Here is a 13,811-nt window from a genome sequence, read left to right as displayed (position 1 = left end):
CCATCCACGCATATCCGCCTCCGCTATTCCAGCAGCCCCTCGTGCAGCCGCACCACCCGGTCCATCTTCGCCGCGAGCCGCTCGTTATGCGTGGCGATCAGCGCCGCTGCGCCCTCCCCGCGGACCAGCCGCAGGAATTCGGCGAGCACGACATCGGCGGTCTTCTCGTCGAGATTACCCGTGGGCTCGTCCGCCAGCACCAGAGTCGGCCGGTTGGCGAGCGCGCGGGCGACCGCCACGCGCTGCTGCTCGCCACCCGACAACTGGCTCGGTCGATGGGTCAGCCGCGCGCCAAGGCCCAGCGCGGTCAGCAGCGCCTCCGACCGCGCCCGCGCATCGGCGAAGGTGGCGTTCTGGATCAGCTGCGGCAGCTCGACATTCTCGATCGCGTCGAAGTCGGGCAGCAGATGGTGGAACTGATAGACGAAGCCGAGCTTGTCGCGGCGCGTGACGGTGCGCTCATGGCTCTCCAGCTTGCTCACCTCGATCCCGGCGATGCGGATCGATCCCTCGAACCCGCCTTCCAGCAGGCCGACGGCCTGAAGCAACGTCGACTTGCCCGAACCCGACGGGCCGAGCAGTCCGACAATCTCGCCCGGCGCGACCGTGAGGTCGATGCCGCGCAAGACATGGATCGTCGCGCCGCCCTGAATAAAGGCGCGCTTGAGACCGATCGTCTGCAACACTGGCTCACTCATAGCGCAGCACCTGAACCGGATCGGTACTCGCCGCCTTGAACGCAGGGTAGAGCGTCGCAAGGAAACTGAACCCCAGTGCCATCAGCGCGATCCCCGCCACCTCGACCGGATCGGTCTTGGCAGGCAATTCGGTCAGATAGCGCATCGTCGGGTCCCATATCTGCTGCCCGGTTACGAAGCCGAGGAAGCTCAACACCCCATGGCGGAAATAAAGCAGGATGAAGCCGAGGATCAGCCCCGCGACGATCCCCAGCGATCCGATCGTGGTCCCAACCGTCACGAAGATCTTGATCAACCCGCTCCGCGTCGCCCCCATCGTCCGCAGGATCGCGATGTCGCGCGTCTTCGCCCGCACCAGCATGATCAGCGAGGACAGGATATTGAATACCGCGACCAGGATCAGGATCGACAGCACGGTGAACGTCACCAGCCGGTCCACCGCCAGCGCCTCGAACAGGGTCGCATTGAGCGTGCGCCAGTCGGTCAGCTGGCCCGTCGCCGCGACCTTCTGTGCCAGCGGCGCCAGGATCTCGCCGACCCGGTCCGGGTCCTCGGTGTCGATCTCAACCATCCCGACCGAATCGCCCATCAGCAGCAGGGTCTGCGCATCCTGCATCGGCATGACGACGAACGCCTTGTCATAGTCGTAGACCCCGACCTCGAAGATCGCGGCGATGCGATAGGATACGATTCGCGGAACGGTGCCGAACGGGGTCGACGGCCCCTGCGGACTGATCAGCGAAACGCTGCTTCCCAGCGATACGCCCAACGCGTTGGCCAGGCGCGATCCCATCGCGACGCATTCGCATCCGGGTTTAAGCTCGCCGAGCGATCCCAGCACGACATTGCGGTTCAGCGTCGGGTTTTCGCGGATATCGCTCACATTCATCCCGCGCACCAGGACGCCCTCGACCCGCCCCTGGAACCCGGCCATCAGCGGCTGCTCGATCAGCGGCGTGGCGCTGACCACGCCCGGCGTCTTGCGCGATTCGGCGACGATCTCACGCCAGTCGCGCAACTGCCCGCCATAGCCCTGAATCACCGCATGGCCGTTCAGCCCGGTGATCTTGTCGAACAGCTCGGCGCGAAAGCCGTTCATCACGCTCATCACGATGACCAGCGCCGCCACGCCCAGCATCACCGCGACCAGGCTGATCGATGCGACGAGGAAGATAAACGCCTCCCCCCGCCCTGGCAGCAGGTAGCGGCGCGCGATCATCCGTTCATATCGGGAAAGCAACATAGGCGCGGTGTTAGGGCGCGGTGCGGGTGCGTGCAATCGCGCTGTTGCCAAATAAACACAGGGTGAACGCAAAGAGTCCCGAATGCCGCATCGACCGGTGACAAGTCCCCGGCATGGCCGTAGCAAAGCCCTACGAAGCAATGGCAACGGCCGTGGTTCGGGGAGGCGCTTTCAGCCCCGTTCTGTAAAGGAACGTGCGGGCGGAGGTGGCCACTTAAGGGGGCTGACGAGGCATCGTCACGCAGGCGCCCGGGTCGGAAACGGCCCGGGCGTTTGACATTTCCGGCCCCGATCGCCCGTCCAAAACTGGGCGAGGAAAGGCGTTGCTCGAGCCTTTGTTGCAACCCCTTCCCCTTGTTCCTTCCAGGCGCGGGGTTTGGCCGTCGCGCGGGGCAGTCACGTCCGTGTCTCTCTAGAATTTCAGCGCGATGGTGAGGCCATAGGTACGCGGATCTCCCGGCTGGCCGGCGATCAGGCCGACATTGCCGGGCGCGACCGACAGTTGCTCAAAATATTCGGTGTCGAACGCGTTGCGCACCCATGCGTAGATGTTGAGCCCATCATCGTGGCGAAAACCCACGCGGATGTTCGACAAATCATAGTCATCGATCCAGGTGTAGATCGAGGGTGAGGGATTCGACGAGAAGTTCGACCGGTAGCTGCCGTCATATCCCAGATAGATCTGCCCGGCCTGTCCCAGCAGCGTCGCCGGGGCATTGACCTCCGCGCCATAGGAGAAGCTCCATTCCGACACACCGGGAAGCCGCTGACCGGAGATGTCGCAATTCGCGGGGCTGATCCCACCCGGTGTTCCGGGCGCGCTCGGGGTCTGGCCGGGTCCCGCAATGGCGCCCCCGGAAAGCTCGGGCGGGCACGGCGCATCGGCAAACTCGCGATAGGTGGCGTCGGTATAGGCGCCGCTCGCATAGGCGCTGAAACGCTCACTGGGCCGGATCGACAGATCGGCCTCGACACCCTGCGACCGCACCGCCTCCGCATTGGCCAGATATCCCCGCAGCACGCCGAATTGGCCGTTGCTCACCGTGGCCTGGTAATCCTCGATACCGGTCCGGAAGGCAGCAAGGTTCAGCGTCGCGCGCCGGCCCCAGAACTGCGCCTTGATGCCCGCCTCATAATGATTGACCGACTCGGGCTTGATGGTCCCGGCCGAAAGAATCGGATTGCCCGCCGCGTCCGCGGGCAGCCCGTTCTGGTTGATCCCGGCCGTCTTGAACGTCTTGGCATAGGTCGCATAGGCGAGGATGTCGCGGGCGAGGCGATAGCTTAGCGTGAGGTCATAGGAGAGATTCCACCCGCCGAACTCGGTTTCACTCCGCTGTGGGGAAAAGATCGCCAGCTGTGCCAGCTTGGCCGGATCGGTCTGTCCGAACAGGACGGGATTCCCCTGCCCGTCGAAGACGGTGCGATCATAATAGCCCGATTTCTTGTCGTAGTTGACGCGTATTCCCGGCTGAACGGTGAGTGCGTCGGTCACCTTGAGGCTGGCCTGCCCGAACACCGCCAGACTCGTGCTCTTCAGCCACTGCGTGTTGTAGGCGGTAACCCCGTCGAGCACCGACGCATCGTTCGCGAGCGGGTTCGATGGATTGATGTTCCACCGGCTCGACGCAGCGCCGTGTCGGGTCGTGCCCTGCGTGTCGATCCGCTGATAAAAACCGAACGCGCCCAGGACGAAGTCAAAGCGGCTTCCCGTATAATTGTACCGGAATTCCTGCGTGAACTGGTCCTGCTGCGACGGGTTCTGCGACTGGGTGACGATCGGAAGGCCGGTGAAATCCCGGTCATTCGCCGGCTTCCAGTCCCAGAACCGCCATGCACTCACCGACGTCAGCGTACCCGGCCCGACATCCCATTTCACCTTGATCGATCCGCCGCCCAGCTTGTTGCCCGAGTTCAATTCGGAATCGAGATCGGTCAGGCGCGCGAAGGGATCCGTGCTTACGACGGTATAGCCCTGCGCGGCCGCGAGCGCGGCATATTGCCGGTTCAGAGCGCGCTGGGTCGCGCCGGTGCGCACATAAACCGTGCCGCAGCATTCGGGATTCTGGCTGCTGTAATCCGCAGTCAGAGTAATCGCGAGATCGTCGCGCGGCTGGAACAGGACCTGCCCGCGCAGGCCGATATTGTCCTGTTCGTTGATCCAGTTGCCGCTGGTGACGTTGAAGATCGTCCCGCGACGGCTGGTTGCAGACAGCGCAAGACGCGCGGCGATGCTGTCGGACAGGGGCCCCGAAACCGCCGCTTTTACCTGCTTGAAGTCCAGATTCCCAATGCTGGCTTCGGCCTTGCCGAGGAAATCGAAGGTCGGCTGGTTCGTCGTGATATTGATCGCGCCTGCGGTCGTATTCTTCCCGTACAGCGTCCCCTGGGGCCCGCGCAGCACCTCGATCTGCGCGACGTCGAGAAAATCGAACGTCGCCGATGCGACCCGCGAATAATAGACGTCGTCGACATAGATTCCGACGCCCTGTTCGAACCCGTCGCTCGTTAGCCCGAACGGAACGCCGATTCCGCGGATGTTCACCGCAGTATTGCGCGGGTTGGACGAATAGAATTGCAGGGTCGGCACCAATTGCTGCAACCGTCCGACATTGAAGCTGCCGGTGTTGTCGATCTGGCCGCTGTCGACGACGGATATCGCGATCGGGACATTCTGCGCGGTTTCGGTTCTCCGCCGTGCTGTCACGACGATCTCGGATGGCGCCCCTGCTTCGGCGGATTCCCGGTCGCGCTCCTGATCCCGCACCACGTCTCGGGCCGGTCCGGCGGTGACGGGCGCCTCCTGCGCAAGAACGCTGGTTGAGGTGCCGCTAAGGAGCAGCAAGGTAATCGAATGAAGGCGCATGAAGTCACTCCCTTTGTTCTCGTCAGCGCCTAAACTCCACTCATATGATAGGATTTAACGACAAAGGGATTCTATTCCTATCTAACCGCTAGGCTTTATCTGATGAAATCGGCCGATCGAACGCCCCTTGAAAGCAGCTACGCGCTTCCCAAATCAGCGATGCACGGCGCTTTCGGGGCCGTGAAAACCTGGCATCGCGGATGAACCGGATGCCATAAGACGTTGAAATTGCTCATTTGGAGGATATCACCATGCGTCAGATCGACTTGACACCCTTCCGCCGCTCGACCATCGGCTTCGACCGGCTCTTCGACATGCTCGAAGCGACCGCGCGCCAGTCGAGCAGCGAGAATTACCCGCCCTTCAATCTCGAACGCATCTCGGACGACCGCTATCGCATCACGATCGCCGTCGCCGGCTTCAAGGCCGAAGAGATCGAGATCACCGCCCAGCAGAACCTGTTGCTGGTCGCGGGCCGCAAGGCGGAGTCGCAGGATAACGAAGCGGCCCAGATGCTGCATCTCGGCATCGCCAATCGCGGGTTCGAGCGCCGGTTCGAACTGGCCGATTTCGTCCGCGTCGAATCGGCCGATCTCAATGACGGGCTGCTCGTGATCGAACTGGTCCGCGAGGTTCCCGAGGCGATGAAGCCCAAGAAGATCGCCATCGGCGGCCGCAATGAGGCAACCGCGATCGAGCATCGCGACGTCGCTTAAGGCACCCCCGGCGGCGCGCTGACCCCTTGCGCGTCGCCAAAATGGGGCGCCCGGACCATCTGGTTCCGGGCGCCCTTTTTCATGTCTAGACCAGTCGCGATTGCTTCACCGCCGCTTCAATGAAGCTGGCGAACAAGGGATGCGGATCGAACGGCTTGGACTTGAGTTCGGGGTGAAACTGCACACCCACGAACCAGGGATGGTCCGGCCGCTCGACGATTTCGGGCAACATCCCGTCGGGCGACATGCCCGAAAAGACCAGACCGCCCGCCTCCAGCCGTTCGCGATAGCCGGTGTTTACTTCGTAGCGATGCCGGTGCCGTTCGCTGATCGACTCGCCGCCATAGATGGATGCGACCACCGAATTGCCCGTCAGCTTCGCAGGATAGGCGCCCAGCCGCATCGTACCGCCCAGATCGCCGCCCTCTTCGCGCTTCTCGATCCCGTCCTTGCTCATCCACTCGGTGATGATGCCGACCACCGGCTCCTGGGTCGGGCCGAATTCTGTCGACGAGGCGTCGGCGATCCCCGCCATATTCCGCGCGCCTTCAACGCACGCCATCTGCATTCCGAAACAGATGCCGAAATAGGGGACCTTGCGCTCCCGCGCGAAGCGGACGCTGGCGATCTTGCCCTCGGCGCCGCGCGACCCGAACGCACCGGGCACCAGGATCGCGTGGCACGGTTCCAGATTGGCCGCCACCTCGGCATCGTCGCCCTTCTCGAACAGTTCGGCATCGATCCAGCGGATGTTGACCTTCACCTTGTTGGCGATGCCGCCATGCACCAGCGCTTCATTGAGCGACTTGTACGCGTCGGGAAGGCCGACATATTTGCCGACGACGCCAACCGTCACCTCGCCCTCCGGGTTGAACAGGCGATCGGTGATGTCGGTCCAGCGCGACAGGTTGGGCGCCGCGCCCGGCTCGATGCCGAATGCGCGCAGCACTTCGCTGTCCAGCCCCTCTTCATGGTATTGCAGCGGCACCGCATAGATGCTCGCCGCGTCGAGCGCGGGGATCACGGCGCTCGCCGGAACGTTGCAGAATTGGGCGATCTTCGCCCGCTCCCCCGTAGGAAGCGGCTGTTCGCACCGGCACACCAGTACATCGGGCTGCACGCCCAGCGACGCCAGTTCGCGCACGCTATGCTGGGTCGGCTTTGTCTTCAGCTCGCCCGCCGCCTTGATATAGGGCACCAGCGTGACATGGACGCTGATCGATCGGCCGCGACCAAGCTCGTTCTTCAGCTGGCGGATCGCCTCGATGAACGGCAGCGATTCGATGTCGCCGACGGTACCGCCGATCTCGCACAGCACGAAATCGAGATCCTCGGTCTCCGCCTGGGCGAAGTCCTTTATCGCGTCGGTCACGTGCGGGATCACCTGGACGGTCGCGCCCAGATAGTCGCCACGCCGCTCGCGCTCGATGATTGTCTTGTAGATCCGGCCAGAGGTCACATTGTCCGACTGGCGGCTCGCAACCCCGGTAAACCGCTCATAATGGCCAAGATCGAGGTCGGTCTCCGCCCCGTCATCGGTCACATAGACTTCGCCATGCTGGTAGGGCGACATCGTGCCGGGATCGACGTTGAGATAGGGATCGAACTTGCGAATGCGGACCTTGTACCCGCGCGCCTGGAGCAGCGCGGCGAGGCTCGCGGCCATCAGGCCCTTGCCAAGCGAGGAGACCACGCCGCCGGTGATGAAAATATACCGCGTCATGGGAGTCACCGCTTATCCTTGAAGCACGAATGGGGGCAAGCGCCCGACTCCGGGCGCCGCCAAATAAAATTTCGCCGGGAATTTAGTTTGCGAGCGGAACGGCGCTGTTGTCCGCCGGAGCGGCAGGCGCCGCGCTGGGCTGTGCCGCCGGGACGGTCGCGGGCGCGGATTGCGACGTAGGCGCGGTCACGCGGCTGGTATCGATCTCGCTGCTTCCGCGCGTCGCCGCCAGAACCGCGAGCACGATGCTCATCACCACGAACAATCCCGCCAGAATCGCGGTGAAGCGGGTCAGGAAATTCGCCGCCCCGCGCGCCGACATCAGCCCTGACGGGCTGCCGCCCGAGGTCAGGCCGCCGCCTTCGGAACGCTGCATGAGGATCACCGTCACGAGCAGCGCGGCGATGATGGCATGAACGACGAGAAGGAAGGTGAACAGCATGACGGCCTTTCGGGGGAAAGCGGCCACATAGTGAACCCGCGCCGATCGATCAACCGTCCTTGATGCCGTTCGCAGCGCCTTTACGCCCCGGGATCGTCCCGGAAACGCAACATTTCGCGCCGTCGCTGAAACCCGAATGCAATCGGAACGTTCATGTCGCGGACGGCCCGGCATTCTTCCGGGCGTGTAACGGAATGACGAGTAGCTGCGATGAATGCGATGACGGACCATTCGCTCGATCACTGGAAGTCGACATTGATCGATTATGTACGGTCGGGCGAGCCGGATCTGACCAATCGTCAGATGGCGCTGATGCTGCTCGTCTATCTGGACTCCGGCCCACATACGGTGCGCGGACTGGCGCGTGCGCTGAACGTGTCGAAGCCCGTAGTTACACGCGCCTTGAACAGATTGGGCGCGCTCGGCTATCTGCGCCGCCAGCGTGACGAGACCGACAAGCGGAATATCTTCGTCGCGCGCACACCTGAAGGGGCGGAGTTTCTTGCAGAATTCGGACAATTCGTCAGCGGCGAAGGCGGCGTCGGCGCAACCCTTGAGCGCTCCGTCTCGGCGTAACCGATTCGCGCTGACCGGTCGGTCGGTCGCGATCGATCCACTGACCCAGGCCGCCCGTCGCGATCTGGCAGACATCAGGCTCGCCGATCGTGTCTTCGCGCCGCATTATGCCGCCCCCGTTCTTCACGTCGCCGCCGCGAAAACGCCGCTGCGTGCGGGCCGCGAGACGGATGCCGATATATTGGCAACGCTAAGCCCCGGCGATCCCTTTGAAGTGCTGGAAATTTCCGGCGGATTTGCGTGGGGCAGCGCGCCGGGCGTTGGCCGGGTGGGCTATATTCTCGCTTCGGATCTGGGGGTTGCGGCATGACGGTATCGGTTTTCATCGACGGCGCAGCGGGGACGACCGGCCTCGAAATCCGTGAACGCCTCGCCGGGCGCGACGAGATCGCATTGATCGCACTCGACGATGCCCAGCGCAAGAATGCGAAAAAGCGCGCCGAAGCGCTTAACGCCGCAAACTTCGTCATCCTCTGCCTGCCCGACGATGCGGCGCGGGAGGCCGTTTCGCTGATCAACAATCCGGAGACCCGGGTCATCGACGCCTCGACCGCGCATCGCGTCGCCGACGGCTGGACCTATGGATTCCCTGAACTCGAACCCGCCCAGGCCCAGCGGATTGCCGAGGCACCGCGCGTCTCTAATCCCGGCTGCTGGCCGACCGGCTTCCTCGCGCTGGTCCGCCCCCTCGTCCGCGCCGGTCTCGTCCCTCCTGAATGGTCGGTCACCGTCAGCGGCGCTTCGGGCTATTCGGGCGGCGGCAAGACGATGATCGCCGAATTCGAGGACGGGACGGAGACTACGGGATTCCGTTCCTACGGCCTCGATCTCGACCACAAGCATCTTCCCGAAATGCAGAAACATGCCCGCATGGAGCATCCCCCGATCTTCATGCCTGCGGTCGCCCGCGCCTATCGCGGCATGTTGATCGAGGTGCCGCTCGCCCTTTATTACCTCCCGCGCAAGCCATCGCCCGCGCAAATTGCGCAGGTGCTGGCCGACGCCTATCGCGACTCACCGATCGTACGCGTGGTCGAGGATGACGGCGAAACCCGGCTTGTCCGGCTGGAGGAGGATGCGGGGACCGATCGCCTGTCGGTCCGCGTGTTCGGAAGCCCCGACCGCAGCCATGCGCGCCTGATCGCGACGCTCGACAATCTGGGCAAGGGTGCGGCCGGCGCGGCAGTGCAGAATCTCAACATCATGGCCGGGTTCGACCAGACGGCGGGGCTGGTGCTTTGAGTCGGTGCGGCACCGGTCCGGTGCCGTGACGGGTCCAGCAAAGCCGGACCAACTTTAGCACCACATAGGTATGCGCGCTTCGCAAGCGGCATATCCGCTGCTAGGGCAGCGACGACAAGACATTGGGAGGATCGATGCGACAGCCATTCGGCAAGCTGCTGCTGTTCGGAGCCACGGGCGACCTGGCCCAGCGGATGCTGATCCCTTCGCTTTACGGCCTCCACGCCGATGATCTCCTGCCCGAAGACCTGACGATCACGGGGACCGCGCGGTCAACGCTGTCAGATGCCGAGTATCGCGATTTCTGTGCCAAGGCGCTGGAAACCTTCCTGCCCGAGGACCGCAAGGACGCGGACGCGATCGCCAGCTTCCTCTACCGCATCCAGTATCAGCCGCTCGACGCCTCGACGATCGAGGGGTTCGACGATCTCGCGAAAAAGCTCGGCGACATCTCCAGCGGTCTCGCCATCTTCCTGTCGACCGCGCCCAAGCTGTTCGAGCCGACGATCAAGGGTCTCGCCTCGGCGGGGCTTGCGGGCGACAATGTCCGGATCGGCCTCGAAAAGCCGCTGGGCACCGACCTGCCGTCCAGCCGCGAGATCAACGACGCGGTCGCCAGCGTCTTCCCCGAAGACCGCACCTTTCGCATCGACCATTATCTCGGCAAGGAAACCGTCCAGAACATCCTCGCATTGCGCTTCGGCAATGCGCTGTTCGAGCCGATCTGGAACGCGACCGGGATCGACCATGTCGAGATCACCGTCTCTGAAACCGTCGGGCTTGAGGGGCGTGCGGGCTATTATGACGATGTCGGCGCGCTGCGCGACATGGTCCAGAACCACATCCTCCAGCTGCTCGCGCTGATCGCAATGGAACCCCCTGCCCGCTTCGACGGCACCGCAATCCGCGACGAAAAGGTCAAGGTGCTGCGCTCGCTCCGCCCCATCATCGGCCAGGAAGCGGCGAACCTCACCGTCACCGGCCAATATACTGGCGGCGCGTCGACCGGAAAGATCGTCGCGGGCTATGCCGAGGAACTCGAAAAACCCTCGCGCACCGAAACCTTCGTCGCGATCAAGGCGCATGTCGATAACTGGCGCTGGCAGGGCGTGCCCTTCTACCTGCGCACCGGCAAGCGGATGACCGAACGGCGCAGCGAGATCGTCGTCCAGTTCAAGCCCGTCCCCCATTCGATCTTCGCCGAGCGCGGCGGCGTGCTCCAATCGAACACGCTGATCATCCGTATCCAGCCGGAGGAATATGTCCGCCTCCTGGTCATGGCCAAAGAACCCGGCCTCGACCGCGAGGGCATCCGCCTGCGCGAAGTGCCGCTCAACCTCAGCCTCGACACCGAATTTGCCGGCACGCGCCGCCGCATCGCCTATGAACGGCTGTTGCTTGACCTGATCGAGGGCGACCCCACCTTGTTCGTGCGCCGCGACGAGGTGGAGGCGCAATGGGCCTGGATCGATGCGATCCGCGAAGGCTGGGACATGGCGGACGTCAAGCCCAAACCCTATGCCTCGGGCACTTGGGGTCCCTCCGCCGCGATCGCGCTCACCGAACGCGACGGCGTGACCTGGAACGAATAGCGCCCCCTCCCGCTTACAGGGGGATGCCCGAAATCACGGAGTTACCGATGGCCGAAGAAATCGAATGGTGGGACTATGAGGACGCCGACGAGTGGAGCGATGCGCTTGCGGGCGATATCGGCTTCATCATCGAAAGCGCGATCGACGCCCGCGGCGGCGCGGTAATCGCGCTGGCGGGCGGCAAGACGCCTGCCCCCATCTATGAAAAGCTCGCTTCGGCGAAGCTCGACTGGAAACGGGTGACGATCGTCCCCACCGACGACCGCATCGTCCCGCTGGGCGACCCGCTGTCGAACGTCACCGCCCTTGGCAAGGTGTTCATCCCCAAGGGCGCGCGCGTCGTCCCGCTGGTGAGTGAGAAGGCGGAGGATTACAAAGCGGTTGGTCGCGCCGCCGATGCGCGGCTCGCCGATCATCACTGGCCGCTCGACCTCGTCTTGCTCGGCATGGGCGCGGACGGCCACACCGCCTCGATCTTCCCCGGCCCCGACCTCGACGAGGCGCTCAACGGGCCGAAAGAGCGTCGCGCGCTCGGCGTGATGCCCGATCCGCTGCCGCCCGAGGCGCCGGTCGCACGCGTCACCCTCTCATCCGCCGCGATCGCCAACGCCAAGTCGCTGATGATCGCGATCTCCGGCGCCGAAAAGCGCAAGGTGCTCGAGCAGGCGATCAAGCAGGGCGCGTCCAGCAGCTACCCGATCGGCCGCGTGCTGGCCGAGACCGAATTGCCGGTCGATATTCACTGGCTGGAGGGATGACCCAAGCGCCGTTCGTGCTGAGCTTGTCGAAGCACAGGATATTCCCCTGCCCTTCGACAGGCTCAGGGCAAACGGCTGAAGGCTGAAACCATGACCCAACTCCACCCCGAAATCGCCGCCGTCACCGACCGCGTCATCGAGCGTTCGAAGGAACGCCGCGCCGCCTATCGCGACCTGATGACGCAGCAGCGCGAGGGCGGCACCAGCCGCCGTGGCCTCGGCTGCGCCAACCTCGCCCATGCCTATGCCGGGACGGACGAGCAGCGCGACGCGATGAAGCCCGCGAACCGCATGAATATCGGGATCGTCACCGCCTATAACGACATGCTCTCCGCCCACGCACCCTATTACCGCTATCCCGAACAGATGAAGATCTGGGCGCTCGAAGCCGGCGCCACGGCGCAGGTCGCGGGCGGCGTGCCGGCGATGTGCGATGGCGTGACGCAGGGCTATTCGGGCATGGAACTGTCGCTGTTCAGCCGCGACACCATCGCGCTGTCGACCACGGTGGCGCTCAGCCACAATACGTTCGAGGGCGCTGCCCTGCTCGGCATCTGCGACAAGATCGTTCCCGGCCTCCTCATGGGCGCCCTGCGCTTCGGTCATCTCCCGATGATCCTGATCCCTGCCGGGCCGATGCGAACCGGCATCGCCAACAAGGAAAAGGCCCGCGTCCGCGAACTTTATGCTGAGGGCAAAGCGAGCCGCGAGGAGCTGCTCGAATCCGAAATCGCCGCCTATCACGGCAAGGGTACCTGCACCTTTTACGGCACCGCCAATTCCAACCAGATGATGATGGAGGCAATGGGCCTCCACGTCCCCGGCGCGTCGTTCATCAATCCCGGCACCAAGCTACGTCAGGAACTGACGAAGGCGGCGGTGCAGCGGCTGCCCCAGATCGGCTGGGACGGCGACGATTACCGTCCGATCGGTGAGGTCGTGGACGAGCGTGCGATCGTCAACGCGGCGATCGTGCTGCTCGCCACCGGCGGGTCGACCAACCATCTGATCCACCTGCCCGCCATCGCGCGTGCGGCAGGCATCCTGATCGATTGGGAGGATTTCGACCGCCTCTCGCGCAGCGTGCCCCTCCTCGCCCGCGTCTATCCCAATGGCTCGGCGGATGTGAATGGGTTCGAGGATGCGGGCGGGCCTACGTTCGTGATCCGCGAGCTTCTCAAGGCGGGCATCCTCCATGGCGACACGCTGACCACCTTCGGCGACGGACTCGCCGCCTATGGTAGGAAGCCGGTGCTGGAGAACGACGCGCTCGCTTGGTCAGACCATGGCGAGGCCAGCGGCGACGACAGCATTGTCCGGACGATCGACGCCCCCTTCTCACCCGAAGGCGGCTTCCGCATTCTGTCGGGCAATCTAGGCCGCGCTTGCATCAAGGTCAGCGCGGTGGAGCGCGACCGCTGGACGATCGAGGCCCCCTGCCGCGTATTCCATACGCAACAGGCGGTGCAGGACGCGTTCAAGGCGGGCGAACTCGATCGCGACGTCGTGGTCGTCGTCCGCTTTCAGGGGCCGCGCGCCAACGGGATGCCCGAGCTGCACAAGCTGACCCCGCCGCTCGGCGTCCTTCAGAATCGCGGCTTCCGTGTCGCACTCGTCACCGACGGGCGCATGTCCGGCGCGTCGGGCAAGGTCCCGGCCGCGATCCACCTCTCGCCCGAGGCGCTGGGCGGCGGCCCGATCGGCAAGCTCCGCGATGGAGATATCGTGCGTGTTTGCGCGGAGACCGGCGAACTCGCCGCGTTGGTCGATCCGGTCGAATGGGAAGCAAGGGATCTCGCCGCCGCGCCGCCGCCGGATCTGGGCAGCGGCCGCGAGCTGTTCGCGATGATGCGTCACGGCGCGAGCGAGGCCGAAGCCGGCGGATCGGCAATGCTCGCCGCGGCTGGGTTGTGATCGTCTTCGCTCACCACAAACCAAGCCGTCACCTCCGCGAA

12 protein-coding genes are annotated in these 13,811 nt (G+C 64.3%); 7 read left to right on the top strand and 5 right to left on the bottom strand.

What is annotated here, in order from left to right:
- Window positions 1–23 precede the first annotated feature (23 nt).
- From FPZ54_RS04115 to FPZ54_RS04105, 3 genes are all read right to left on the bottom strand, one after another.
- Complete coding sequence (locus FPZ54_RS04115) at window positions 24–698, bottom strand: ABC transporter ATP-binding protein (protein WP_145845218.1); 675 nt, start codon at window positions 696–698, stop codon at window positions 24–26.
- The gene (locus FPZ54_RS04110) at window positions 691–1,941 is read right to left on the bottom strand and encodes a lipoprotein-releasing ABC transporter permease subunit (RefSeq protein WP_145845216.1); all 1,251 of its coding nucleotides are present in this window, start codon (window positions 1,939–1,941) and stop codon (window positions 691–693) included. The genes FPZ54_RS04115 and FPZ54_RS04110 overlap by 8 nt, the downstream gene beginning before the upstream one ends.
- A 412-nt stretch (window positions 1,942–2,353) precedes the next feature.
- Window positions 2,354–4,807 (bottom strand): TonB-dependent receptor, encoded by a 2,454-nt coding sequence (locus FPZ54_RS04105; protein ID WP_145845214.1) that lies wholly within the window; start codon window positions 4,805–4,807, stop codon window positions 2,354–2,356.
- 251 nt (window positions 4,808–5,058) lie between these two features.
- Between FPZ54_RS04105 and FPZ54_RS04100 the strand changes: the two genes are divergently transcribed.
- Window positions 5,059–5,523, top strand: coding sequence for an Hsp20 family protein (locus tag FPZ54_RS04100; RefSeq protein WP_145845212.1), 465 nt, complete (start codon window positions 5,059–5,061; stop codon window positions 5,521–5,523).
- Between the two features lie 85 nt (window positions 5,524–5,608).
- Here FPZ54_RS04100 and FPZ54_RS04095 read toward each other — a convergent pair whose 3' ends face one another.
- Together FPZ54_RS04095 and secG are read right to left on the bottom strand one after the other, a co-directional pair.
- Window positions 5,609–7,246 (bottom strand): CTP synthase, encoded by a 1,638-nt coding sequence (locus tag FPZ54_RS04095; RefSeq protein WP_145845210.1) that lies wholly within the window; start codon window positions 7,244–7,246, stop codon window positions 5,609–5,611.
- Window positions 7,247–7,328: 82 nt separating this feature from the next.
- Entirely contained in the window at window positions 7,329–7,685 is a 357-nt protein-coding gene (gene secG, locus FPZ54_RS04090) for a preprotein translocase subunit SecG (RefSeq protein WP_145849562.1), read from the bottom strand.
- Between the two features lie 213 nt (window positions 7,686–7,898).
- Here secG and FPZ54_RS04085 point away from each other — a divergent pair, with 213 nt between their 5' ends.
- The 6 genes from FPZ54_RS04085 (at window position 7,899) to edd (ending at window position 13,770) form a co-directional block, all read left to right on the top strand.
- Window positions 7,899–8,264, top strand: a complete 366-nt coding sequence (locus tag FPZ54_RS04085) for a MarR family transcriptional regulator (RefSeq protein ID WP_145845208.1) — start codon at window positions 7,899–7,901, stop codon at window positions 8,262–8,264.
- Window positions 8,242–8,574: an SH3 domain-containing protein gene (locus FPZ54_RS04080; RefSeq protein ID WP_239019705.1), complete on the top strand. Its 333-nt coding sequence runs from the start codon at window positions 8,242–8,244 to the stop codon at window positions 8,572–8,574. The genes FPZ54_RS04085 and FPZ54_RS04080 overlap by 23 nt, the downstream gene beginning before the upstream one ends.
- Window positions 8,571–9,506 (top strand): N-acetyl-gamma-glutamyl-phosphate reductase, encoded by a 936-nt coding sequence (gene argC, locus FPZ54_RS04075; RefSeq protein WP_145845206.1) that lies wholly within the window; start codon window positions 8,571–8,573, stop codon window positions 9,504–9,506. The genes FPZ54_RS04080 and argC overlap by 4 nt, the downstream gene beginning before the upstream one ends.
- Before the next feature lie 134 nt (window positions 9,507–9,640).
- Window positions 9,641–11,098 carry a glucose-6-phosphate dehydrogenase gene (gene zwf, locus FPZ54_RS04070; protein ID WP_145845205.1) on the top strand — a complete coding sequence of 486 codons (1,458 nt, stop codon included), beginning with the start codon at window positions 9,641–9,643 and terminating at the stop codon, window positions 11,096–11,098.
- A 47-nt stretch (window positions 11,099–11,145) separates the two neighbouring features.
- Window positions 11,146–11,856 (top strand): 6-phosphogluconolactonase, encoded by a 711-nt coding sequence (pgl, locus tag FPZ54_RS04065; protein ID WP_145845204.1) that lies wholly within the window; start codon window positions 11,146–11,148, stop codon window positions 11,854–11,856.
- A gap of 90 nt (window positions 11,857–11,946) precedes the next feature.
- Window positions 11,947–13,770: a phosphogluconate dehydratase gene (gene edd / locus FPZ54_RS04060; RefSeq protein WP_145845202.1), complete on the top strand. Its 1,824-nt coding sequence runs from the start codon at window positions 11,947–11,949 to the stop codon at window positions 13,768–13,770.
- Window positions 13,771–13,811: the final 41 nt, after the last annotated feature.

Origin of the sequence: Sphingomonas suaedae (genome assembly GCF_007833215.1) — a bacterium.
GTDB lineage: Bacteria > Pseudomonadota > Alphaproteobacteria > Sphingomonadales > Sphingomonadaceae > Sphingomonas > Sphingomonas suaedae.
Note: the sequence above shows the minus strand (reverse complement) of the source record. Positions and strands in the feature narration are given on the sequence as shown.

Coding starts and splice junctions, on each gene's coding strand:
- FPZ54_RS04115 (WP_145845218.1), bottom strand. CDS start 698: ATGAGTGAGCCAGTGTTGCAGACGATCGGTCTCAAGCGCGCCTTTATT.
- argC (WP_145845206.1), top strand. CDS start 8,571: ATGACGGTATCGGTTTTCATCGACGGCGCAGCGGGGACGACCGGCCTC.
- edd (WP_145845202.1), top strand. CDS start 11,947: ATGACCCAACTCCACCCCGAAATCGCCGCCGTCACCGACCGCGTCATC.
- FPZ54_RS04085 (WP_145845208.1), top strand. CDS start 7,899: ATGAATGCGATGACGGACCATTCGCTCGATCACTGGAAGTCGACATTG.
- FPZ54_RS04100 (WP_145845212.1), top strand. CDS start 5,059: ATGCGTCAGATCGACTTGACACCCTTCCGCCGCTCGACCATCGGCTTC.
- FPZ54_RS04110 (WP_145845216.1), bottom strand. CDS start 1,941: ATGTTGCTTTCCCGATATGAACGGATGATCGCGCGCCGCTACCTGCTG.
- zwf (WP_145845205.1), top strand. CDS start 9,641: ATGCGACAGCCATTCGGCAAGCTGCTGCTGTTCGGAGCCACGGGCGAC.
- FPZ54_RS04095 (WP_145845210.1), bottom strand. CDS start 7,246: ATGACGCGGTATATTTTCATCACCGGCGGCGTGGTCTCCTCGCTTGGC.
- pgl (WP_145845204.1), top strand. CDS start 11,146: ATGGCCGAAGAAATCGAATGGTGGGACTATGAGGACGCCGACGAGTGG.
- FPZ54_RS04105 (WP_145845214.1), bottom strand. CDS start 4,807: ATGCGCCTTCATTCGATTACCTTGCTGCTCCTTAGCGGCACCTCAACC.